The sequence below is a fragment of the Thalassotalea sp. 1_MG-2023 genome, from assembly GCF_030546745.1.
Lineage (GTDB): Bacteria > Pseudomonadota > Gammaproteobacteria > Enterobacterales > Alteromonadaceae > Thalassotalea_C.
Map to the genome: position 1 here is coordinate 248,955 of NZ_JAUOPD010000002.1, position 24,660 is coordinate 273,614.

At 37.0% G+C, this 24,660-nt stretch carries 20 protein-coding genes; 11 read left to right on the plus strand and 9 right to left on the minus strand.

The features are described from left to right. Positions 1–126 precede the first annotated feature (126 nt). Complete coding sequence (locus tag Q4489_RS02615) at positions 127–1,311, plus strand: ROK family transcriptional regulator (protein WP_303476682.1); 1,185 nt, start codon at positions 127–129, stop codon at positions 1,309–1,311. A gap of 46 nt (positions 1,312–1,357) precedes the next feature. On the opposite strand, the gene Q4489_RS02620 is transcribed toward Q4489_RS02615, so the two are convergent. The 3 genes from Q4489_RS02620 to Q4489_RS02630 form a co-directional block, all read right to left on the minus strand. Further along, positions 1,358–1,822, minus strand: a complete 465-nt coding sequence (locus Q4489_RS02620) for a hypothetical protein (protein ID WP_303476686.1) — start codon at positions 1,820–1,822, stop codon at positions 1,358–1,360. 75 nt (positions 1,823–1,897) lie between these two features. Beyond that, positions 1,898–2,116, minus strand: coding sequence for a hypothetical protein (locus tag Q4489_RS02625; protein ID WP_303476689.1), 219 nt, complete (start codon positions 2,114–2,116; stop codon positions 1,898–1,900). 228 nt (positions 2,117–2,344) lie between these two features. Then, positions 2,345–3,238 (minus strand): LysR substrate-binding domain-containing protein, encoded by an 894-nt coding sequence (locus Q4489_RS02630; protein WP_303476692.1) that lies wholly within the window; start codon positions 3,236–3,238, stop codon positions 2,345–2,347. 143 nt (positions 3,239–3,381) lie between these two features. On the opposite strand from Q4489_RS02630, the gene Q4489_RS02635 reads away from it, so the two are divergent. The 3 genes from Q4489_RS02635 to Q4489_RS02645 are packed head-to-tail and all read left to right on the plus strand — an operon-like array spanning position 3,382 to position 5,584. Then, positions 3,382–3,825 carry a DoxX family protein gene (locus tag Q4489_RS02635; protein ID WP_303476695.1) on the plus strand — a complete coding sequence of 148 codons (444 nt, stop codon included), beginning with the start codon at positions 3,382–3,384 and terminating at the stop codon, positions 3,823–3,825. 25 nt (positions 3,826–3,850) lie between these two features. Beyond that, entirely contained in the window at positions 3,851–4,546 is a 696-nt protein-coding gene (locus Q4489_RS02640; RefSeq protein WP_303476814.1) for a pirin family protein, read from the plus strand. Positions 4,547–4,600: 54 nt separating this feature from the next. Then, complete coding sequence (locus Q4489_RS02645) at positions 4,601–5,584, plus strand: glutathione S-transferase family protein (RefSeq protein ID WP_303476697.1); 984 nt, start codon at positions 4,601–4,603, stop codon at positions 5,582–5,584. Between the two features lie 193 nt (positions 5,585–5,777). Here Q4489_RS02645 and Q4489_RS02650 read toward each other — a convergent pair whose 3' ends face one another. Next, the gene (locus Q4489_RS02650; protein ID WP_303476700.1) at positions 5,778–7,946 is read right to left on the minus strand and encodes a WD40 repeat domain-containing protein; all 2,169 of its coding nucleotides are present in this window, start codon (positions 7,944–7,946) and stop codon (positions 5,778–5,780) included. A gap of 293 nt (positions 7,947–8,239) precedes the next feature. On the opposite strand from Q4489_RS02650, the gene Q4489_RS02655 reads away from it, so the two are divergent. From Q4489_RS02655 to Q4489_RS02680, 6 genes are all read left to right on the plus strand, one after another. After that, positions 8,240–8,857 (plus strand): methylamine utilization protein, encoded by a 618-nt coding sequence (locus tag Q4489_RS02655; RefSeq protein ID WP_303476703.1) that lies wholly within the window; start codon positions 8,240–8,242, stop codon positions 8,855–8,857. After that, positions 8,835–11,174: a bifunctional diguanylate cyclase/phosphodiesterase gene (locus Q4489_RS02660; RefSeq protein ID WP_303476816.1), complete on the plus strand. Its 2,340-nt coding sequence runs from the start codon at positions 8,835–8,837 to the stop codon at positions 11,172–11,174. Before Q4489_RS02655 ends, Q4489_RS02660 begins: the two co-directional genes overlap by 23 nt. Continuing rightward, a complete protein-coding gene (locus tag Q4489_RS02665; RefSeq protein ID WP_303476706.1) occupies positions 11,158–11,979 on the plus strand; it encodes a DUF3034 family protein in 822 nt (273 codons plus the stop codon). Before Q4489_RS02660 ends, Q4489_RS02665 begins: the two co-directional genes overlap by 17 nt. Beyond that, complete coding sequence (locus tag Q4489_RS02670; protein ID WP_303476709.1) at positions 11,979–12,416, plus strand: group 1 truncated hemoglobin; 438 nt, start codon at positions 11,979–11,981, stop codon at positions 12,414–12,416. Before Q4489_RS02665 ends, Q4489_RS02670 begins: the two co-directional genes overlap by 1 nt. Positions 12,417–12,677: 261 nt before the next feature. Next, entirely contained in the window at positions 12,678–13,364 is a 687-nt protein-coding gene (locus Q4489_RS02675; protein ID WP_303476711.1) for a hypothetical protein, read from the plus strand. 40 nt (positions 13,365–13,404) lie between these two features. Then, the gene (locus tag Q4489_RS02680) at positions 13,405–13,863 is read left to right on the plus strand and encodes a hypothetical protein (protein WP_303476713.1); all 459 of its coding nucleotides are present in this window, start codon (positions 13,405–13,407) and stop codon (positions 13,861–13,863) included. 21 nt (positions 13,864–13,884) lie between these two features. On the opposite strand, the gene Q4489_RS02685 is transcribed toward Q4489_RS02680, so the two are convergent. From Q4489_RS02685 to Q4489_RS02700, 4 genes are read right to left on the minus strand one after another with little or no spacing between them, the layout of a single operon-like run. Beyond that, entirely contained in the window at positions 13,885–14,325 is a 441-nt protein-coding gene (locus Q4489_RS02685) for a response regulator (RefSeq protein WP_303476716.1), read from the minus strand. Next, on the minus strand, positions 14,318–16,915 hold the full coding sequence (locus Q4489_RS02690) for a PAS domain S-box protein (protein ID WP_303476719.1): 2,598 nt from the start codon (positions 16,913–16,915) through the stop codon (positions 14,318–14,320). Before Q4489_RS02690 ends, Q4489_RS02685 begins: the two co-directional genes overlap by 8 nt. Before the next feature lie 49 nt (positions 16,916–16,964). Beyond that, positions 16,965–19,982 carry a chemotaxis protein CheB gene (locus tag Q4489_RS02695; protein ID WP_303476722.1) on the minus strand — a complete coding sequence of 1,006 codons (3,018 nt, stop codon included), beginning with the start codon at positions 19,980–19,982 and terminating at the stop codon, positions 16,965–16,967. Positions 19,983–20,005: 23 nt separating this feature from the next. Then, a complete protein-coding gene (locus tag Q4489_RS02700; protein WP_303476725.1) occupies positions 20,006–22,633 on the minus strand; it encodes a GGDEF and EAL domain-containing protein in 2,628 nt (875 codons plus the stop codon). Between the two features lie 724 nt (positions 22,634–23,357). On the opposite strand from Q4489_RS02700, the gene Q4489_RS02705 reads away from it, so the two are divergent. Continuing rightward, positions 23,358–23,693, plus strand: coding sequence for a DUF3718 domain-containing protein (locus tag Q4489_RS02705; RefSeq protein ID WP_303476728.1), 336 nt, complete (start codon positions 23,358–23,360; stop codon positions 23,691–23,693). Positions 23,694–23,778: 85 nt separating this feature from the next. On the opposite strand, the gene Q4489_RS02710 is transcribed toward Q4489_RS02705, so the two are convergent. Further along, a complete protein-coding gene (locus Q4489_RS02710) occupies positions 23,779–24,579 on the minus strand; it encodes a DUF1338 domain-containing protein (protein ID WP_303476731.1) in 801 nt (266 codons plus the stop codon). Positions 24,580–24,660 lie beyond the last annotated feature (81 nt).

A 24,660-nucleotide genomic window follows, 5' to 3' on the forward strand; every position in this document is an offset into this window, starting at 1 on the left:
GTCAAACATTTTGACTTATTATTTTGTTATCATGCTTTATTGCATATTTAGTGGTTAAAAGTGTTAAAAATGTTGCTATATGTAGATAAATGTTGGTTTATGTGAGTGTATGAGGAATATTAAATAGTGAAAGGCTCTAATTCAAAACAGAATAAAGCGCTAAATTTACGATTGGTTTTATCAGAAATCGTCACACAAGGACCAATTTCTCGTGTTGAAATCTCTCGACGCACACACTTAACAAAACAAACTATCACTAATTTAGTTGAAGAACTTTTACATGTTGCATTGATAGAAGAAGTAGGAATAAAAAAAGAAGGGGCGGTAGGAAAACCTTCAAAAATGCTTTGTTTAAAAGCTGATTGCGCATTCTCTTTAGCTTTTCGCGTACTTCCTGGTGAGGTAGAGGCCGGATTATTTAACCTGTCAGGTGAGCGGCAGTATTACGTTCAACAACCTATTAGCGATAAAAACACCTTGAACAGTGTTGTGCAGAGCTTTGAAAAGTTGATGACAGAGAGTGAGTTAACCATAGAAAATATTTTGTCTGTAGGTCTTAGTGTTGGCCAAGTGAATCAACAGAATTTACATGATTATCAAGCAACAAAAAGGCTACAGCAAGATATCGCGAGTGAACTTCAACTCCCGGTTGCATTAGAAACAACGGCTTCTGCATGTGCGGCTTATCAAATGTTATACGGAGAAGCGAAAAAACTAAACAGTTTTGTCTATGTGCATATTGGTGATGTTGTTGAGTCAGCAGTGGTTTTTGATCGTAAAATTATGTTGGGTCAAAATGGATTGACGGGGGCATTAGGTGATATTTTTGTGACGCCTGAAACAGATCAAGTAACGGGAGAGTTGGGTCGTTTAAATGACTTTGCGTCGTTGAGCAGTTTAAAACAATATATTGAACAACCGCTGTTAACCAACGCTCAATTGGCGCAATATTGTGCTGAAAATCGAAACAGTATTGATCGTTGGATTGAAGAGGCTGCTGAACCAATGCGTATTGCGATACATACACTGGAATCAATACTTAATTGCCAAACGATCATCATTGGTGGAGACATCGAAGATAAAGTACTCGACAAATTAATCACTCATTTGCGCCCTTATATACCGTCAATTGCTCAATATGGTGAGCGGGATGTTGTCAGGTTTATCAAAACGCCAAACGTACAGCAAATTTCCCATAAAGGCGTAGCAACTTTACCGATCCATGCCGCATTAAGTAATGAAAACATGCAAACATTATTAATAAACCCTTTGATGAATAAAACACCCTTACAACATTTGTTATACGGATAGTCCGTTAAAAATGACAGTTTCTATATGTAATTTACTCTACAGGCCGCTAGCCTAAAAGTATAAGACCACAAGCAACAAATAAATTTTGTAGCGCATGAATTGATAGACTCATGATAAATCCTTGCTTAGTGGAACGTTTTTGCCAAGTCAGAAATGAGATAGAAAACACATAAAATGACCATGCGATGATAAAACCCCACTCTATCGCTTTTAATCCGTGTAAAAACGCCCAAATAACAGCGGCAGTTATTGCGATGTATTGTTTATTTGATAAAAACTTGTTAAGAGTTTTAATGAGATACACAAGAAGAAAAGTCTCGATTAGCGGTACAAAAATCACCAGAATAATGACAAGCTGTAAAGGTGAAGCATCAAATTTTAGTGTTGATGTTGGCGTGATAGCAATGGAAAAACCCAGTGCAATGAACAGTGCGGGAATAATTGAAATTGCAGTAGCTTTTAGCAAGTAGAGATAACTTGCTTGATTAATATTAGTAAGCGAAGTGAACATAAATGAGGCTTTTTGTTATTTTTATAATGAAGTCAAAGCCAGTTTTGAAAACAGATAAATTGGCTTTTTACAAAGCTAGCTTGCCTTAGCTTTAATTATGATTGTGTTATTTTGATGATCTACATTGATGGGGACGGCATTTCCTACCCAATCTAAATCAATGCTCCCAGCGCCATCTATTGCAATTTTAGCAGCCTCAAATACTAAACCGCCTGCAATTTGCTCTAACACCCATTTTAAAAAACTATTACCACCGGTAACTTGTGGTATCTCGTCAATTGATAGTACTCTCATAATTTAATTCCTTTTAATTAACTTGTTTAAGGTAAGAAGGAAATTTATCTTAAATGTCCTTAAAACACTTCCTTATCCTTGGCGTATAGTGTGACCAACGTTATTGGTTGTTAAAACTTAGTTTAAGATGATTTAAAAGGCAAATTTTACCTAAACGTTAATAGCTAGTGGTTTTTTAACATGGTAAGTTATGTTTAACAGGTAACGTTATCAATTGCTAATCACCTGCTATATCCGCCAATCAGCTTTACAAAGCTTATCAATAAACCAGTCAAATGCTTTCCCTTCGTGGCCTTTATGCCAAGCGATAAATACGTCTTGGTTTGGTCTTGGCAGTGTGCAAGGCTTTTGAATAAGTTCTCCTGATTCAATGTAAGGCTGGGCAAAATGAAGGGGTAAAAATCCAACGCCAATACCACGACGTTGTGCTTCAACTTTAGCATTCATATTGTTTACTGTGATAACTTGCTTACTTGTAAATAAACCACTGCTACGTGCAGGTAAATATTGTGAGCTATCGGCAACAACAACGGAAGGGTATTCGCGTAAATGTTCGGGTTCGATAGGCACGTTTATTTTAGCTAACGCGTGCTCTGGTGGTACGGCGAAAATAAAGGTTAATTGGGCTATTTTAAATGTGTGGAACATACCTTTAGGAAGTTCGCCTGAGGCACCAATAACGATATCAGCTCTTTGGCTGTGTAGAGCATCCCAACCACCACCTAAAGCTTCTACGCTTAATGTTACGTCAACGTTTTGTTTTAGTTGAGTAAACTCTCCGAGTATGTCAAACAAGACGGTGCTAGGAATGATAGTATCGCGCGCAATACGCAATTGTTTTTCCCAGCCAGACTCTAGTTGCGTGACAGCATCCACCATTTTTGAGGTGGCATGTAGAATTTCTCTCCCGTGTTCAAGCACTAACTTACCTGCGGGCGTTAATACAGCACGTTGTTTTGATCGATCAAACAATACTGCACCTAGATCTTCTTCGAGTTTTTTAATGGTGTAAGTTAAGGCTGACGGCACTTTATATAACGATTGCGCAGCTGCCGCAAAGCTACCTGTTTTATTTATGGCATCAAGTGCGCGTAATGCATCTAGTGTAATTGCAGGGTGCATAATTTAGTTGTTCAAATATTTTGAATGAACATTTCAAAATGTTCCGATATTTTAATTACATTAACAGTTCTATACTTGATTTCAACAGTTGATTAGCGATTTATCAACGATATTGTTAATTAAAAATTATTGAGGAGAAAAACATGAAAACATTACTAAAAGCCATGGTTGCAACGAAAGCAGGCTATTCAACATTAGCATTACGCATTCCTATAGGCATCATTTTTATGGCGCATGGTGCGCAAAAACTATTCGGTTGGTTTGGTGGTTATGGGTTAGAAGGCACTGGCGGCTGGATGGAGTCTATTGGTTTAGCACCGGGTTATTTAATGGCGCTGTTAGCTGGTAGTGGAGAATTCTTCGGTGGCTTATTTATTTTAGTTGGCTTGTTAACGCGCCCTGCAGCTGTAGTGTTATCGGTAACCATGGTGGTTGCTATTTTTTCAGTACATTTTGCTAATGGTTTATTCATGTCGAACAATGGCTATGAGTTTGGTTTAGCGTTATTAGCGGCAAGTGTGTCTCTTGCTATTTCAGGTGCTGGTAAAGTGGCAATTGATAATAGGTTAGAAAAATCGTTGGCGTAACGACAATGCCAACAGGAGCAAAATGATGATCGAATTGAGACAGGCGAACGATCGCGGCAGGGCAAATTTTGGCTGGTTAGATAGTAAACACAGTTTTTCATTCGGCCAATATTACGATCCTAAACATATGGGCTTTTCTGCATTACGTGTTATTAACGACGATATCGTGCAAGCGGACAGAGGCTTTGATACGCATGGTCACCGTGATATGGAAATTATTAGCTTTGTAATTGAAGGGGCGCTTGAGCACAAAGATAGCGTAGGCAATGTAGAAAGATTACCTGCGGGTGAGTTTCAACTAATGTCTGCGGGTAAAGGTATTTTTCATAGTGAATACAATGCGTCTACTAATAAGGCTTCACGTTTTTTGCAAATCTGGATAGAACCCAACATATTTGGTGAACGACCTAGTTATCAACAAAAAGCTTTTGGTAACGCTCAAGGTTTAACAACGATTGTTACACCCACAGGTGAAGCGGATACATTGAAGATAAAACAAGATGCGCGTTTATCACAACTTATACTGGCAGCAAATACTGAAGAAATTTATCAAGTGCCGTTAGGGCGTAAAGTTTATGTGCATTTAATTGCTGGTGCATTAAACATTAATGGTACTGAGTTAGCACCAGGAGATGGCGTAAAAGTGATTAACGAATCATTACTTAAAATGAAAAATCATGGCGACAGCAGTGTTACTGCACTAGTGTTTGAATTGCCATAAGTTAGTGCACGAAATAAAAGATTGAGTTTTACATAGCATTTATAGGAGGTTTTTATGGGGTTATTAGTCGACGGCGTTTGGCATGATACATGGTATGACACTAAAGAAAACAAAGGGAAGTTTAAACGTGAACAAGCACAACTTCGTCATTGGATAACCAAAGACGGTAGTGCGGGGCCTTCGGGTGATGCCGGTTTTAAAGCAGAATCAGGCCGTTATCATCTATATGTTTGTTTGGCCTGCCCTTGGGCGCATCGTACTTTAATTTTTAGAGCGTTAAAAGGATTAGCACCACACATAGGTGTTTCGATTGTTAGCCCTGATATGCTTGATAAAGGTTGGAGTTTCGATGAAACAAAAGCCGGTGTTGGTGATGAGTTATATGATTCAGCATATTTGTATCAACTATATCTTCGTCACAATGCACAATATAGTGGTCGTGTTACGGTACCAATGCTATGGGACAAAAAACAACAATGTATTGTTAATAATGAATCTGCCGAAATCATTCGTATGTTCAACAGTGCTTTTGATGATATTACCGGAAACACCGTCGATTTTTATCCAACAACGTTGCAACATGACATTGATGAAATAAATACGTTTGTCTATGACAATATTAATAATGGTGTGTATAAAACGGGTTTTGCAACCACGCAGTCTGCGTATGAAGAAGCCTATGAAAACTTGTTTAGCGCCTTAGATGACATCGAACAACTGTTAGCGACTAAACGCTACCTTGTTGGTGAGCAAATTACTGAGGCTGACTGGCGATTATTCACTACGTTAATTCGCTTTGATGCTGTTTATTTTGGTCATTTTAAATGTAACAAACGCATGATTGAGCAATACCCAAACCTTGCGAATTATGTTCGTGAGTTATTTCAAGTGCCACATGTTGCCGAAACGGTTAATTTTAAACATATTAAGCGCCATTATTATTTCAGTCATGACATGATCAATCCGACACAAATTGTACCAGTAGGGCCTGATATTGATTATCATACGGCGCATAATCGTGCTGAACTGGCAAAGTAATAAATAAGCAAAACGTCAAATAGATAAATGCATTTTAACAAGTATCAACATATTTAAAGCTAAGCCCTTACTTGTGGAAAATGATTATGCAGTTTTAAAAAAGGTATTAGTGGATAAACAGTGGTAACACGAATAGCACATAGCTTCATGCTGATCGTGTTACCTATTTTATGACTGTTAGGTCGAGTTCTGGTTAACTTTTACCTTGCAGGTAACGCTCCCACATACGATGTTGTCGTGTGAGTTCGCTTGCTGTTTCTCTGTCTTGTGCCGCCTTTTCGAAGTGCTGTTCAATCATGTCTGATTGTTTAGCGACATGTCGTTTTAAGTCTTTAACGTTCTTGTTGATGTTATCTAACTTAGACGATAATGAGCGCATTGCTCGACTAAAATCACGATGAAAGTCTTTAAATTCTTCTGACTCTAAATGACGTAAAGTTGCGTCTTGACCAGGGTACATGTCTTGCAATAAGGTGTTCATACGATCAATGACGAGTAAATAGCCGGTATTGTCGTAACGGTATTGGTTAGCAACCCGCGATATTTGTTTGGAGCGCACTAATAAACGGCGTGAAAGCTCTTCGTCACTACTAAAATAACTTGAATATTCATCTTCTTCTAACGACCTTGCATACTCAGTTGCTTGGTTTACTTGCGGTGCAAATGGGTATGCAATGATAAAGTCGTTATAACTGGCAATAGTGCCTCTATCATCAGCGAGTTCAAATGCGCGTTTATATAAGGTAAGTAACGCCTCTTGGGTGTGTTCACTTTGCTGAACATGTTTTATATACCATTGATACGAAGCAATGTTATCTGCTTCTTTCACCCGTTGATAAACTTTATCAAATATAGCGTTTGTCACCCTTGCATCGTCATTGAATTTATCAGCTAAGGCTAAATAGTCAGCTAACTTTGTTGAGTCTGGGTAACGAGCTATGGCATCAAGTAAACTGTCTCTTTTTATTTGAGCAGGAATATAATCAGACTCGGCAAGCGCAATTAATTTTTCATAATCATCGTTATTTTTTAACACGCTATGCAACGATTGATAGGCGAGTACCCGATTTTCTTTGTTACCAAGTAAGTCACTGTTAACAAGTGTTTGTAATAATTGTACATCGTTATTGTTTTTCGCTTGGTTTATTTGCTGCTTGGCGAGTGTGTACCAGTCTGTTCTTAATTGCTCAATCCATTGTTTTCTAGCAGGAAAATAACGACTAAGTGGTACATCATTGTGCTGATATAACGCGGTTAGTTTAGTTAATTGCGCTATCCCTGATAATTGCTTGGCTTTTGCGGTTTCTTCAAGCAATTGCTCTGTGTATTTGCTAGAGGTAATCTCAAGGGCGTGTTTACGTAATTGATGATAATTATCGCCTGTTTCACCTATTTTCATTAATAGTTTTTCTTGTTTCCAATCGGCGATAAATATTTCGTACTTATCACTTTTTAGGAATTCTAGTGGCGAAAATACAGTAACTAATGGTAAATTACCTTGGTCAATAAAATCTACTTTTGCATAATACGTATCTTGAGCCGATAGTTTTTTTGTTTCAAAGCGTTTAATTAATCGGCCTGTATTAACATCAATTACAAAAATACTACCACTTACCGATAATGCAGTTTTGTTATCCTTCGAAAAGCGTAATTGCCCACTACCATAATTAGTGCCAGAAACCACGAAGCCAGATCGCTTACGAGTATTATGATTGTAAAGCTGTTTGCCGGTTGCTAAATCCCAAGCGACAATACCGTATTCAACCGTTGCAATTAATTTAGTATCATCTGAGGTAATCCCGATTGATTTCACTTCCCGACTATTGTCGAATTTAGCATTTTCTAACGGTAAACGTTTGCCTGAATCAACATCAAATACGGCTAAATTATTTTGGTTTTCAACCACTAACAGTTTCCCTGAGGCGGAAAATTCTGCTCTGTCACCCCATTCGTTGCCTTTTATTTTATGAATGAGTTTTACCGGATTGGTTTGATAAATGTAATAATAGTCTTCGCTACTGTTCCAGCGTTCAAACCAAAAACCGAAGCGTTCACCATTTGGTGCCATGGTAAAATTATAATACCGACCTCCAATAGGGCTGTAAGGGTTTTGATTATAATCACGCTTATAAGACACCTTATTTTCTTTGAAAATAATATCGCCCGTTTCAAGGTTTTTAACCGTTACGCCATTACAAGATGAAGCATGTCTTTTACATCTCTTACCTGTTATTGCAATTTTTCCTGATTCGTCAGTTTGATTTAACACATCATGATTGGTCATTCTTGTGGATGCATCTACAAAGGTAGGTAGTATTGCAATTACCAATGCTAGCACAATGGCGATATTAAATTTTTTCATCTTGACCGAATACTCCAATTAGACGTCATGAGAACCTATTAAGGTTTTTCTTGTAAGCTTATGATTTATAAACACATCAGACTATATAGGAATACATAGGTGAGTACAATAGGTGGTTGTATTGTTATCAAATACCTGCGCAGTTAATAGCGTGTTGATTTTATACCGCTTAAAGATGAATTATCGATACAAAAATAGACACAAGCTTGTTGCAAGGTTATGCTGATTTATAACGCTGTTATTAAATTGGTTTATTTATGTATCGGTTAAACATTACAGGTGTAATAGTTTTGGTGAGTAGTTGGCTTTCTTTTGCGTTACATGCGCAAACAATTTTACAGGTAAAAAACCAACATAATAAACCACTGGAAAACGCTGTGCTAGAAATCACGACCAAAGATGGTGTTAGTGCTTGGCAAGTGAAAGATTCGCCTTTTATTATGGACCAAGTGAATAAGCGTTTTTCGCCTGAAGTATTAATTGTCCCTAAAGATAGCAGTGTTAGTTTCCCTAACAGTGATGATATTCGTCACCATGTCTACTCATTTTCACCTGCAAAACCGTTTGAATTAAAACTGTACGCAGGAAAATCTAAAGCGCCAGTATCTTTTCAACAACAAGGTTTAGTGGTTTTAGGGTGTAACATTCATGACGCGATGGTTGGCTATATTTATGTTACTGAAAATAAAAATACCTTTATGAGTGGTGAGCATGGAGAGGTAGAAATTGATATACCTGTTGAGCAAATCACTAATATTACGGTTTGGCATGCTAATGCGCAGCAGGGTGTTAATCATCGTAAATCATTTCAAACATTTGATGTCAAAAAGCAACAGATCACCTTAACTATAAACACCATAAAGCCGCCGAAAAGAGATAGCTTTGAAGATGTATTTGGTTATGCTCACTAAGTATCGCTTTAAAACACAAATTACATGGTTATCAACAGGTTTAATATTGTTAACAGTATTAGCGTTGACGGCAAGTTACTGGCTTCGGATAGCAGACTACGCAGAGCAGCAAATTAAACAGCAATTTAACTTTGCTGAAAATGTGTTAAACCAAAACTTAGTAACGCAAGAAAAAATGTTGATCACTGCAGCAAGTGTTTTGGCCGCAGATTTTGGTTTTAAACAAGCAGTCGCTTCGCAAGATAAAAATACGATTAATAGCGTGCTACTCAATCATGGTGAACGAATTAATGCTGACTTGATGATGTTATTAGATTTAGAAGGAAGCTTAATTACCACTAGCGCATCAAAAACGTTATCGTTACAAGCAGTCACTAAAGGTATTCAATCTCTTCCCTTTCGTAATGTTCATGCGCAGTTTTTACGTATTGATAATACGGTTTATCAGGTGATTGTATTACCGGTAAAAGCACCAAGAGTGATTGCCTACACGGTTATTGGCTTTGAGTTTGGTCAGGCATCGTTGACTGGGTTAAAAGAAATGATTTCACTCGATATCTCGATCGCTGAACGTGAAAAGGTATTGGCTACTACCTTGGAAAGTGGCTACTCGTCCGAACAAATTATGCAAGAAGCGATAACGCCACCGTCAAATATTTTGTTATCGAGTGCAGCGTATTATCATCAAATTAGGCCTTTAGGTAATTCAACAGTACTTTCTGTGGTGCTGTCAGCCTCTTTAACACAAATTCATCATGATTTTAATCAACTGATCTCATCAATTTTGTTTATTGCCTTTTTTGTTATTGTGATTGCCATTGCTTTATCTAGATTATTGTCAAATGGGTTGTCTAAACCGCTTAATACTTTAATGCATTTAACACAACGAGTAGGGCGAGGTGATTTAGTCATTCCAAAACTATCAGGAGATTTACCTCGTGAATTTACTGAGCTATATCAAAGTTTTTCTGTAATGGGGGCTGAAATTGAAAGTCGTGAAAAAGCCATTAAATATCAAGCAGAGCGTGACTTGCTTACCGGGCTTTATAATCGTCAAAAAATGTTGCAAGAGTTAGAAGCCAGCAATGACAACAAACAAATTACTTTAGTCGCGTTTAATATTAAAGACTTTAAAACATTAAACGACACTATTGGTATATCTAATGGCGATAAAATACTTCAAGAGCTTGCTCATCGAATATTTCATTACCTAGGACCTTTATCTACCAGCGATGTTAATGTAATAGGTGTTGCTCGAACGGGTGCTGATGAGTTCTTAGTGGCAATAGATACGGTGGAAAAAGATTATATTGCTAAGTTTCTTGCGCATTTGCAATCAGAGTTAGACCGTCCTTACTGGGTCAATGATATTAAAATTAATTTGTCGGTGTATGTTGGTATAGCCCAATTTGATGAACTTATAAGTATTGATGCGGAGCACATGATACGACGAGCTTCGATGGCTGTTTCAGCGGCAATTAGTGAACAAGTGACAGTACGTTATTATCAGCAGGGTGAAGATGAAGCTTATATGTATAAGCTATCCTTAATTGATGAGTTAAAATCAGCCTTGGAGGCTGAAGATAGCCCATTATTTATGAATTACCAACCTAAGTTAAATATGGTTACTGGGCGGGTTGATAAATTAGAAGCTTTAATACGTTGGATAAACAAAGAAGGTGATTTTGTTAACCCAGAATTGTTTGTTGGTTTGGCTGAAAAAGCAGGATTAATTGTTACGTTAACACGATGGGTGATTTTACATGTTATTCAACAGGTAGAACATTGGAATCTACAAGGTTATACCTTTAAGGTGTCGATTAACTTATCCGCACAGGATATTCAGCATGATACCTTTGTCGAATATTTATTAGATACGGTGGCAGCCAAACAAGTAGAACCTCAGCAAATTACGCTTGAATTAACGGAACGAGATCTTGCAGAGAATGAAAACTTAGTGGCATCACGTCTTACTTATCTTAAATCTATTGGCTTTCAAATATCGGTTGATGATTACGGTATTGGTCAATCGTCATTGGCTAAACTTAAACATTTGCCAGTTGATGAACTGAAAATTGATAAATGTTTTATTCTCAATTTAGATAAAAATAAACAAGATCAAGATATTGTTATGTCTACCGTGTTACTTGGTCATCGCCTTGGGCTACAAGTGGTAGCGGAGGGGGTAGAAACAGCAGAAAGCTTAGCGTTACTTAATGAATATAATTGTGATTATGCACAAGGCTATTATTTATCAAAGCCGTTATCGGCAGAAAAGTTAATTGAATGGTATGAAAGCTATGAAACGACTACTTAGTACATGGTTACTTTGCATGCCTTGCGTGTGTTTTGCAAACGGTAAAATTTTAGCTACACCGGGGGTTTCACAAGTAGAAGGGGCTGGCGGTGGCGGTATTGTTCCTTGGGCACAATTAGCTGGGTATGCCACCGAAGATGAAATAGCTGGCTCTGTGTTTTGTTCAACAGCACAGGTACAAGATTTTCGATTGAAGAGTTGCGGTGCACAAATCAATTTTTATGATCGTATTGAAGTGTCTTATGCCAAACAAGATTTTGATGTTGAGCCTTTATCGTTAACCCTTTCGCAAGAAGTGGTTGGCATGAAACTTCGCTTATACGGTGATCTTGTCTATAGCGATTGGCCGCAATTATCGTTAGGCGTACAACATAAAATGCTGGAAACGCCAGACATTGCTTTTGCTTTGGGTGCAAAAGAAGATAAAGGAACTGATGTTTATCTTGCTGCGAGTAAATTACATTTAGGTGCGATTGCTGGTTATAATTTTCTTTGGAATGCTACGCTTCGCTATTCATCTGCAAATGAAATGGGCTTGTTAGGTTATGGAGGTACAGAAGGAAATGGTGCCTTACATCCAGAACTTTCTGCAGCTATTTTATTAAATAAGCATTTTGCTATTGGCACAGAATATCGCGTTAAATCTGAAAACCTAGCGGTTAAAGAAAGTAATTGGCATGATGTATTTGTGGCGTGGTTCCCGAATAAACACTTTAATATGACAGTGGCTTATTTAGATTTAGGTACAATCGCAAATATTGATGGTCAGCATGGTTGGTATGTTTCAATGTCGGGGCAGTTCTAATGATTTTTTTTAAACGTGTTATGTGGTTGGTTTTGCTTAATCTCAGTGTTTTATCATGCGCTTCGCAGCAATCACCACAAGAGAATAATTTGTATCAAGCGTTAGGCGAACAACAAGGTATTAGTAAACTTGTTGATCAATTAATTGTTGAAATTGTTGCAGATGAACAAATATTTCCATACTTTGCCAAAGCAAGTGTTAGTTATTTTCGGAAAGGTTTCATCAACCATATGTGTGCTATAAGCGAAGGCCCTTGTGAGTATACTGGCGATTCTATGGTAGATATTCATACAGGTATGAATATTTCTGAAGGAGATTTTAATCGGGTTGTTGAACTATTGATACGTGCCATGGAATCAACCGGAATTTCTTATCCTGTTCAAAATCGTTTATTAGCGCGTTTAGCCCCTATGCGTGAACAAATCATTAAACGCTAATTTATACTGTTAGTGCTGAGGTTTAGCGATTAAAAACTGGAAAATTTCAGCAACAGTTCTACAGTTAATAAACAACCTTTCTTTAACTCTCGTTAAGTTATCACCTGTGTAGCATACAGCCGTGGCGACTATGTGGACGTATAGGATCTGTTTTGAATGGTTGTAATCATGATGCATTAGTGCGTAACTTGATCATTACAATAATAAAAACCGTTGAGTTTTACTGGTGAATTCCCCTTAACGTATTGTAGGTGAACGGACATGACACTAGAAAAATCAATTGCTGTTATAATGACATTGTTAATTTCGGCTGCTAGCCAAGCAGCTTATATCACCATAAATGAAGCGGAGCTTGATAGGATATATTCTCAGGATTCGTTCGGTGATCTGCCCATTGATATTCGTATTGGACAACCCTCTGAAATATTAGCCCCTAATTTATTAGATATCACTACAAGAGAAGAAGTACGCCAATTATTTAATATGCATTCAGGTGGCTTCAATATCGTTAATTTTTATTTTATCGATACAATTAGCGCTTGTGGAAGTTCAACCGGTACTAATATCGTGGGCTGCGGCGAATATTTTGGAAACGACTTTGTCGTTGAATCTAGGTTTGCAGATAGCGGATATGGTAGCGAATTATTAGCCCATGAGCTTGGGCATAATTTAGGGTTACCTCACTTAAACGGTGCTTTTTTAATGAACCCTAGTCTTAATAATAGAACGCTACTCACTGAAGCTGAAGTTGCACAAATTCGTCAAAGCCCGCTAGTGCAAAACGTTGATAATACCTATTGGATTGATATTAATCCTGTATTAATTGTTCGTGAGCTTACCAAGGTTTCAGAACCAGCAACCTTCGTGTTGTTTATGTTAGCTGTTTTCACACTACTGTGTCGATGTAAGGTTAGCAACAAATATGCGTTTTCACTTGAACGCTATTAAATGCTTATATTGTAAGTTGAACGAGTGGCGCATATATCAAATGGTCACTCTAGTAGTCTTTATGGTGCCCATAGCAGCTCAAACTAAAGCTGTTACTGCTTTGCAATGTCAACAATATAAGTTAACAGAGTGGCAACGTATATGCCCTCAAAATGCTTTTTGTTTTCGGTGTCCAGCATCATTTCAAGCACAAAAGGTGATTGCTATTGATAGTCTTTCTGGCACTTTAGAGGAAAAGCAATGGGTACTACAGTATGACGTAGGGCAATACATTAATGATTATTCCCATGTAGAGGTTATTAAACGTAGACCCTATTCAATTGCAGCAGGGGAAGGTGAATTGATAATAATGACAGAGAAAATCGCTTTTATTATCGATGACATTCTACCTTCAGCACCTTTACTGTTGGAAATGAGCCATAAACAATTATTAACAGCTAAAGGTAAATTAGATGTACCTTTAGCTAAATGTATATTTTCAACAATAACCAAGACATGATAAGGCGTTTAAATGAAAACGTTAATTGACATGTTGTACCGGAGGTTCATTTATTTGCAAATACTGATTGAGCATTGAACCAAGCTCTGAATAGTTATGGTTTAGTGTTGATTTTAAAAAGTACCCTGCAATATGGTGTTGGTAAGCACTTGCTTTGTCTTGTTCTCTGTTTGACGTGGTAAGAACGTATACGATGTTATGCGAAAGTTTTGGATCTTCACGCAACTCTTTAAGCATGGCTAAGCCATTCATTTTTGGCATATTTAAATCAAGTAATATAACAAAAGGCCGACCACTTAATTCACTGCGCATCAATTCTAACCCTTGGATGCCATCTTTAGCACGATAAATGGGGTTATTTGTATTTAACTTTGTTAAGGCGCGCTTCACACTCACTGCATCAAGATCGTCATCTTCAACAAGTAATATAGCAGTATTATTGTTTTGGTTATGTTCAGTCATCAATTAACCTCTTTAATGTTGCTTCATCTGGCCAAGTAAAAGCAAAGCAAGTACCAGTATTTCCATTAGAGTCTATGGTAATGTCACAATCATAAGTATCAAGTATCTTTTTAACAATGGCTAATCCCATACCGCTGCCTTCTAATTCATCACGTGGTTTCAGGGTTTTAAAAATACCAAAAATTTGTTGGTGATATTGCGGATCAATGCCAGGGCCATCATCACAAACAGAAAATTGATATCCATGCTCAATCGGTTTAATTGATACAGTAATGTGGCCGGTTTCTTTATCATGATGTTTAATCGCATTGTTAATTAAGTTTCTTAACACTTGTTCAAGCGGTACCGCAATAGTATTGAAGGATACAATCTCGCTGTTTATTTCTAGATGAATACTTGCCGGAGGGTTTAACAGTTGAAAGGTATCTTTCACTAATACATCAACGTTAATCGTGGTAAATTTTTCTACCTTTTCGGTTAATGTTGCATATGAAAGCAAGTCATCAAGTAGCTTTTCTAACCGAGAAGTTCTGCTTTGCATCAGCCTTATATATTCAGTTATCTGTGAATTTTTATTATCTTGTAGTTCTTCGTCAATCCAGTTGGATAATTGCATGATCCCTCTTAAGGGCGCTTTAAGATCGTGAGAAGCAATATAGGCAAATTCAGATAACTCCTTATTACTACGTTCAAGCTCTTTTGTGTATTTAGCGAGTGCTAATTCGGTGGTTTTCTGTTGACTAATATCCCGAATAATAGCTGAGAAAAACTGCTCGTTGTCTATAGTCATGTGCGCAATAGATAGATGTATGGGGAACGATTTTTGGTTTTTCTTCTTCGCAACTACTTCGCGACCAATACCAATAATTTTGGGTGTTTTACTGTGTAAATAGTTAGCTATATAGTCATCATGCTGGGAACGATCTGGCTCTGGCATTAACATTCTTACATTTTTACCAATCATTTCATCTTCGCGATAACCAAAAAGTGCTGTTGTCGCCTGATTGATACTTAAAATTGTACCTTGATGATCTGCAAGCACCACGCTATCTCCCATACTTTGAAGTGTGGTTCTTAGTCTATTTTCTTCATAAGCAAGTAATGACTTTGTGTTTTTATGCAGTGTTATTTCATGTAATAATTTTTGTGAGTGTAATGCTGCATCCCGCCATAGCTTTAAAAACAATAAGCTCATAAAAATAGCGATCATACCTGAAACTAAAATAATGCTGGGTAATTGAGATTGTAAGGAAGAGGCATACGCTTTAGTGAACTTGAGTGTTATTTGCCAATTTACACCAAAGAAAGCCAATTGTTGTGTTGCGATATAGTTATTGCTACTTTCGCTTTCTGGTTTATGGTGCGCAATAATTTTATGTTGTGCTTTGATGGTCAAATTGAAGTTATCTAGATGAAAGTTATCGGCCAATACGTTAAGTAACTCTGTATATGCGATCACTCCGACTAAAAAGCCGCTATTTTCTTGCTGTTTAGTTAACGGTTCGACAATCAAGAAGCCACGCTTGCCTTGAATTAACTCAACTGCAGGAGAAATAGTTGTGCTTTTTATTTGCTGTGCACGTAATAAAGTCGCGTGCCGCTTATCTTCTGAAGAAAGATCAAAGTCAATCGCTTTTTCGTTTCCTTCTATTGGTACCACCCACTTGACCCTCATATTACGATTAACCCATTCAATAGCTTGCATGTCTGGAAAGTCATTTACATATTGTAGGCTATCGTTTTCCCACTGTTGTTTAGTTAAGCTATCAAACACATGCCAACGGTGAGCCATTCGGTTTAATGCATCAACACGTGTATTAATCAAGGTTTTTAACGCTTGCGTTGCGTTCACTGTATGAGCATCTAATTTTTCTTGCAGTTGCTTGTTTTGCCAATTTTCAACCGCCTGCGACAAAGCAAAGGTAAAAACAATTAAGGCAACCGTTAAGGTGCTTTCTTTCCAGTATTGGCCAAAAAGCAAAGATTTATCAGTCGCTATTGCTGACATGAGTGTTAAAGCAATACCTATGACAACAAAACCCATAGCGGTATGTACCGCCATAGCAGACAAGTTGCCCAAACCATAGGCTGTTTCAATACTAAAAATATAGCCAATTAGCGCAACTGAGCCCATTCCACTGATGGCTGGACCAATGATTTTGTTAATATGAAAACGTGGATAAATGTTATGAGTAACAATCGTTATTCCGCTTAGCATAAAACACAATGCGGTACTGATAGCCATGCGCCCTGGGTGGGTTGTGCTAGTTGTAATGTAATGTTCTAAAAATAACTGATCAATATTAAGGTTGGTGTGTGCGATATATTGAATAAAGGTAATCGTGCTTATTAAAACAACAAGCGAAGCAATAAATGTTGAGAGCTTTCTATACTTTAAAGAGCGAGCAGAGATGCCAGCCCCGCAAAGTAAAAAACACAAGGCAGTATTGAATTGCATTGCAACAAAGGTGGGATGTATTTGTACCAATAAGGGGGTATGAGAATACCAACCAAAGATCACAATCAAGGCTAGCAGCGATATACTAGCACCGAGGTATCGACTTAAAACAATATGATTGATACTAAACATCTCATTCCTTTTTCGATGAAAAAGCACAACAGTTCTTTCTATAATTGTGCTAGCTACAGGATTGTAAAAATTGATTAGTCTTTTTGTGAATTAAGGTGTAACTGATACTTCTTTGAATGAGTGCCGGTGTTATCTCATCTTTCGCCAAAACATCATAAACCCCCAAAGCAAAAGCTTTTTCTCTTAACTCTTTTGTCAGCATGCCTGATAGCAGTATAAAAGCGCTGTTTGAGTTAAGTTGTTGTACTTTTTCAATCAGTACTAAACCATCATCGCCAGCCAATAGATAATCAATAATGCAAACATCAAATTCTCTTTCTGTGATCATGGTTATTGCATCAGCAGTATTATTGGCGGTTGAAATATTAAAGGTATAATTGTCTGCTCGTTCAATGTCTATATTTCTTCGAATCGCATGAAGATCAACTTCATCGTCATCAACAATCAATAAATTTATCACGTCTTTGTTTTCTAGGAATAGTGACGCACCTTGTGTTTGTTTTAGTCGCTGCCAAGAGTCATGAAGTTGGCTTTTTAACGTCACTATTTCAGTAATATCGGTAATGTTTATCACGCAGCCTAATGCTACACCGTATTGGTCACGATACGGTGAAATTTTAACGAGTCGCTGGCCGTGATTATCAAGACGGTTAACATGAACATTGATATCAATATTGGTGCGCATCACTTCGGCAACATCAGTAAGCAGATCGTCGTAATCAAGCGCATGAGAGATATGATGAAATGGTCTGCCAACATCACTTTCTAATAAATTGACATCGTTGACAATTGAAGGTGAAAACTTACGAATTAATAATGCTTCATCTAGAAAAATGAAGCCAATATCAGCTGATCTGATCACGTTATCAGTATCAAGTTTACTTTGTAAAGTGAGCTCCATTTTTTCTTGGTATTCACTGTTAACAGTATATAACTCTTCGTTCACTGACTGTAATTCTTCATTTGTGCTTTGTAGTTCTTCATTTGCCGCCATTAGTTCTTCATTAGAGCTTTGAAGTTCTTCATTGGTCGTTTGTAGCTCTTCAACGGTAACCTGTAAATGTTCCTGTTTGGTCCTCAACGCATCTTCTAAGTCAGAAATTAGCTGTTTGTTATGGTCATGGCTATTATTGTTATCAACGATAACGTCTTGAACTTTATTAACGACTTGCTCTTGTTCAAAAAGTACCACGAAATAATTACTGGTTAATCTTGGGCTATCTAAATATAGTACGCGTAAATTGACGCTACATTTATTTCCATGTTCATCAGCGTATTGTATTTTTTCGTAATGCACGCTTGAGTTGAGCGATTGTGCCCGATACAACGCGGTAGAAACTGCGACACTTAAACTTTCAATGATATAATCAGATAACAAAGAACTGAATTGTCCAGCCCCCATTTTTTTTGTATAAGGGCTGACATCGCCAAAAACATGAACAACACTCTGTTCTTCAGATAAAATAATAGCAGGCGGCGAATACTCTTCGATGATACGTTCTAGCACAGGGGAGTAATTAGGGCTTTTAGCTGATTGTTGAAAACTAGACAGTAATTGGCTAATAGAAGGGCTTTTATTCGTTTTACCGCTTTGTTGGTCTAACGGCGGCACCGACTCAATCATCATTTTTGAGTTATCAATTTTACGATATACGCGATGGCGTTCATTTTCTACATTGAAGTGCTGTTTCATTTCCCCTAAAGATTCTGATGAACCCAAGAATAAATAACCGTCTTTATTCAAAGAAAAATGCAATAACGTAATAATGCGTTTTTGTGCTTTGGGTTGAAAATAAATTAATGCATTACGACACACGGCTAATTGACAGTTAGAAAACGGAGGGTCAGTCAGTAAGTTATGTGTTGCAAATATAACCATTTTACGAATATGAGGCTTGATGACATAATAATCATCTTGCAGGTCAAAATACTTATTTAATCGTTGAGGTGTTACATCATCTTCGATATTTCGAGAAAAACGCCCTAAGCCTGCTTCTGTAATAGCATCTGCGTCCACATCAGTTGCGAAGACACGTACGACACGTTCGATATTATGTTGCTTTAGGTATTCATCAACTAAAATAGCAAGGCTATACGCTTCTTCACCTGTTGAGCAGCAAGCGCTCCAGATACGGAGTATATCTTCAGAGGATGATTGATTAATTATATCTGGGATCACATTATTCACAATACAATCAAACGCTTCGTCATCTCTGAAAAAACGCGTAACACCTATCAACATATCTTTGGCAAGTGTTTGTAGCTCTTTAGGGTTTTTTAATAGGTAGCTGTAATAGTCAGTCACGCTTTCAACCATATTGATACCCATGCGCCTTTCAATTCGCCTTACGATGGTTTTGCCTTTGTAATGGCTAAAATCAATATCGCTTTTTGCCTTTAATAAACTGTAGATATCAGATAATGCATGTTCAATACTTTTATCGGGTTCAACAACCGGTTTCTCTCCTGAAACCACCGTATGACTCGTATACTGTAGGATTTTTGATAACATTTTATCAGCAGTATCGACAATGTCTGCATAACCTGTTTTTACGGCATTGAATGGCATTCCATCAAATGTTGCATCTGAGGGTTCTTGTACAACAACTAAACCACCAACTTCTTTTATGGCTTGTATGCCTCTTGAACCATCGCTTCCGGTACCTGAAAGTATGATAGCAATCGCTTGATTTTGTTGATCTTCTGCGAGAGAACGAAAAAAGGCATCAATGGGAAAGCTACCGCCTGGGTTTTCCATTTGTTCAACTAATAAGGTATTCCCTTCAGCAAGCATGACGTTTTTACGTGGTGGTGCTAAATAGATATGATTTGCTTCGATAATCGTGCCGTCTTCAAGCTTTACAATTGGTAAGTCGGTATGTCTTGCAAGTAATTCGGGCATCATGCTTTTAAAATCAGGTGATAAATGCTGAATAATAATATAAGCATGATTTGAGTCAGTTGGGATGGTGTTTACAAATGATCTTAATGCTTCTAATCCTCCCGCTGAAGCACCAATGCCAATACAGTAATTTGGGGTGACACATTGTGTGTTGTTAGCATCCATTGATAGTAATCCTATTTATTTTCTTAAAACTTATACTGAACAAATAATGCTTCAATATCAGCTGCTGGCATTGGACGATTATAAAAATAGCCTTGACCTATGGCACATTTCATTAAGATAAGTTCATCAAGAATTTCTTTATTTTCAATACCTTCAGCTACAATATCAATGTTGAGTGCATGCGCCATTGCAATCACAGCTTTAGTGATTTCTCTATCACTTTCATCGGTTAAAATATCGCTAATAAAACTTCGATCAATTTTTATTTCTGCAATCGGATAATTTTTTAAGTGGCTTAATGAAGAGTATCCTGTACCAAAATCATCTAACGCGATTTTTATGCCACAACTGGCAAGCTCTTTTAAAATAAAGGTAACTTCTTTATTATCTTGAAGTAAGGTTGTTTCTGTCACTTCAAGAACCAGATTATGCCCTTGTAAGTTATTGTCATCAATACATTTTAAGATATATTTAATTAAGTCTGAATCTCGGAATTGTTTTGGGCTTAAATTAACCGCCATAGCCACATTTTTGGTTAGTTTTCCTGCTGAAATCCAACTAGCAAGTTGTGCTAATGCTTGTTTAATAACAAACCTTCCAACGGGAATTATTAAACCAATTTCTTCTAATAACGGAATAAATTGATCAGGACCAACAATCATTTCGCCGTTTTTTCGCCATCTGAGTAGGGCTTCAAGCCCAATAATGCTTTGCTCTGCATTATTAATTTGAAGTTGATAAAACAATTCAAATTCTTTCTGGCTAACAGCTTTGTGTAAGCTATTACCTAGCTCTAAACGGTCGCGAGAAATTTTATCTAAATTTGATGAATAATATTGTATGGTATTTCGCCCCATATCTTTTGCATGATACATGGCAATATCCGCTTGCTTCATCAGTTGGGTGCTCGTTGTTTTTTGCCCTGCTACAGCGAAACAAATACCAATGCTTGATGAGATAAAGACTTCTTCAGAATCAATAATGAAAGGTTTATTAATGGCACTTAATACTTTATTAGCGACAGCCGAAGCCACTTCAGAGTCAGCTAACTGTTCGAGTAACACAATAAATTCATCGCCGCCTAATCTAGCGAGAAAATCTTCCTTACGTAACACTTTTAAAATTCTATTGGCGACCAGAATTAATAATTTATCGCCAGCATCGTGACCCATGGTGTCGTTAACGTTTTTAAAACCGTCAAGATCTAAACTTAACATTGCCATTGCGCCACGACGTTCTACACGCTCTAAAGAATTGGCGAGCCTATTGGTTAACGCTAATCTATTGGGTAATTTTGTCAAATGATCGGTTTCGGCTATATCTCTTAAACGCTCCTCAGTATTATGATGAAAAGTGTTGTCGACAATTGAGGCAATAAAACCAGACAAATTACCTTGCATATCGAAAAGCGGTCGGGCTTCAAAATGGATCCACAATTCTTTTTCATAATTCGTGAAAATACTACCTTCAAATTCAAACGTTTGGTGACAATTTAACGATTCATATAAGTTGGCTAAAATAGACTCGGCTTGTTCAGTACTAAATAATTGAGTCCAGTTAAGTTTATCAACATCTTGTCGTTCAATACCGAGGGTTTCTAGCCATTTATTGTTGACATATCGCGTATGCCAATTTTCATCCGTTTGAAGAATACCAATTGGTACAAGCTCAGATAATGCTTTAAAACGTGCTAGTTCTAATTCATAACGTTGCTGTACCGAATGATCATCATGTTGATCAAGCATCAACACTAAAATTCGAACTTCACCAGCTTCCATCATTTTGACAATGCTACAAGATAAATTTAACGGAACATTATCGTGCGTATTTATGGTGATTTGTTGTTTGTTTGCTTGCCCAATATGTTGAAAACTTAGCGCTATTCTTAACTTGTGTTGATGTTTATGATGTTCAGGAATAATTTTACTAATGTGTTCATTCACTAGTTGACTGTTGTCATACCCTAATAATGCTTCTAGAGAAGGGTTAATTCGGGCGATGCTTAAATCTTTTTTAAGAATTAAAATTGGGTTGGGCGAAAGTGTCTCTAATAAGGAATAATTTTGCTTAAAGCTTTGTTCGAGTTTGGTCAGTTTATGTGCATTAATAGGTGATGCTTTTAGTAAACGTCGCACATGGTTCAATGCATTAAATAACGGGATGTAACGAACAATTTGATTAATATGATAAGGCGCTTTCGCGTCAAATAAAAAAAACATCGCGATTGGTTTTTCTACGTCATGAACAGGAAACATTACCGCCTGTTTATTTTCGCCACCATTAGGGTTTATTTCTGTTAATAGTTCTGATTGATGAAAAACAGTTGGACAGTTTGCGACATAGGCTTTGTAGATAGGTTTAGTAACGGTATTAATAGCTAGGTGCTGCGAACAGGCTAAAGGTACCGAACTCAGTGGTGTACTTTCAGCTGCGGCTATTTTTTCAAAATAAGGAGTTCTTTGATCATCAAAAGAAAGTTTAAACGCTAACGCTAAACGTGATTCTGATAATTCACATAATAGCTCTGTTACTAATTGAATTAATTGTTTTTCTGATTGTAAATGTTGAAGTTTATTGTGAACACGGTCTACGGCAATCCGTAACGAGGTATCTTGTCGTCGTGCACTATTTTCAAAGAGCTGTATATCCATATTATGTTCCTAAACCATTACTTTACTGCTAATTAAATAATTGGTCGTATCGTTGTTCCCAACTAAAACAACTGTTTAATATTTAACTATAGTAAAACAAATAGAAAATGAATAATAAAAATTGCATTTAAAGTAAAAAACAGCTCAAATAAAGTTATGTATAGCCAACAACTTAGCTGATTTTACGAGCATTCCAATTTTTGAAGGTAATCCATTTTATCCCTTAAGGTACATATTGACGTATTACCAACTAAAACACCACTGATTTTCATTGTATTAATAAGATAATTGTACGTTTATGCAATTTTTATGAAGAGTATACGAGATAGTTGGAGCTATTATATAAACAACTGTGTTCATACCGAGTATTGCTTGATCTGAGGGCTGCAATGAAAATATTAAAGATTGCTTTAACATCATTTTGCAGTTGTTTTCCCGAGTAAGCAGAAAGTTTTCTGCCGGTGGTATTATTGAATAATTAATTTATTTGACATGATGAATGTAATCTTTTGTGTTTTTTTACAAATTGTATATACGACATCGTTTTTAATAATAAATACAGATTGTTATGTATTTTTCTTGCGTATTTTTTTTGTACTTTCGACAGAGTTATGACACGAACTTTTACATTCTCAACGCCAGATTAAACAACTTTATCTGATTTTATTGCCACTATATATACGAACAACATGTGTTGTGTTGTCAGTAATAAAGGGTGGAAATAATGATGTGTATTAAAAAAGTATTAGTAAGTGCGTTAATGATTGCAGGCGTAGCCGCAACTGCGCAAGCAGAGAAGCTAACAGCTTCAGATGGTTCAATTGAAACAAGCTTATGTATGGCTGCAGCAAATGGAAATCGAGCAGTGATGCATAACCAAATCAAAGCTTCAGGTTATTCAGCTAAGTTTGTCGCTAAAAATATTGCGTGTAACGGTGAAAATATTTTAGCGTTTGTTGAAAAGCACGGTAAGCGTTCAGAAGTGATGATCAACATGATTGAGCGTGGTGAACAACAAGTTTCCATTACCGATATTGCTCAACATCAAGCACAAAAATAACAAGGGTAAGTAAGTTGATATGCTAAATTTATGCTGAAAAGCTCAGTTAGTTTACGCTAACTGAGCAGCATTGATGTTATGTGTATTAGCTTTTTGAGTTGGTACTTTCAAAGATTTTATCGGCTGACGCGGCAACAAACCCGGTATACAATTTACCATTGGCTAAAGGATAACGTTTGGCAAACTCGTAAAAACATGATGGAATTTCAATTGCTTGGTCAGAAAACTCAACCTTAGCTTTATCGGCCATTGTGGATGACTGTTCTAATTTAACATCAGCGCCACCTTTTATTTCCCCACCGGAAGCATTCAAGGCGTACCCCGCATCTTTCAAACATTGGTTAACTTGTTCGATGTCATCAAAGTTTTCTAAATAATTAATGCTAACTGTAAAATGATTTGCGCGATATCCCCATGCTGATAACCAAGCAGCATATTCACTTTCTGCGAGTAGAGTTTGGTATTCATCATAGCTTAATGGCCAATTTCTACCTGAATAAAGTAATGCAGGTGTTGCCACTAATGATGCATCAATATGGTCAACCACTTTATTGATAATCGCTTGAGCTTGCGGTGAAAATTCTTCCACTAATAATTCGCTAATAAACACTTTTGGCAACGTATCATCTTCATGCTCAAAGTGTTTTGCGTATAATTTTTTGGCTTCAAAATGGTACTCTCCACCTTCTTTATAGCCAAGTGCTAATAAATGTTGGGCAAGTTTCTCAATGTTTACTTTTTCGTGGTTAAAGGTGCGATACGCTACATGATCATTTATTACATCGCTGCCCGAACCTAATAACTGATGAATTTTCTCAGCTGAGGGAGTGACTTGTAAATAATTTTGCCAAATATGATCGAATAATTGTTTTACTTCAACGCTCATGATGTTTCTCACTACATTGTATTGGGTGCTAAAAATAATGTGTTTTTAGTATTTAGATATTAATACGCTTTAATGAAGACC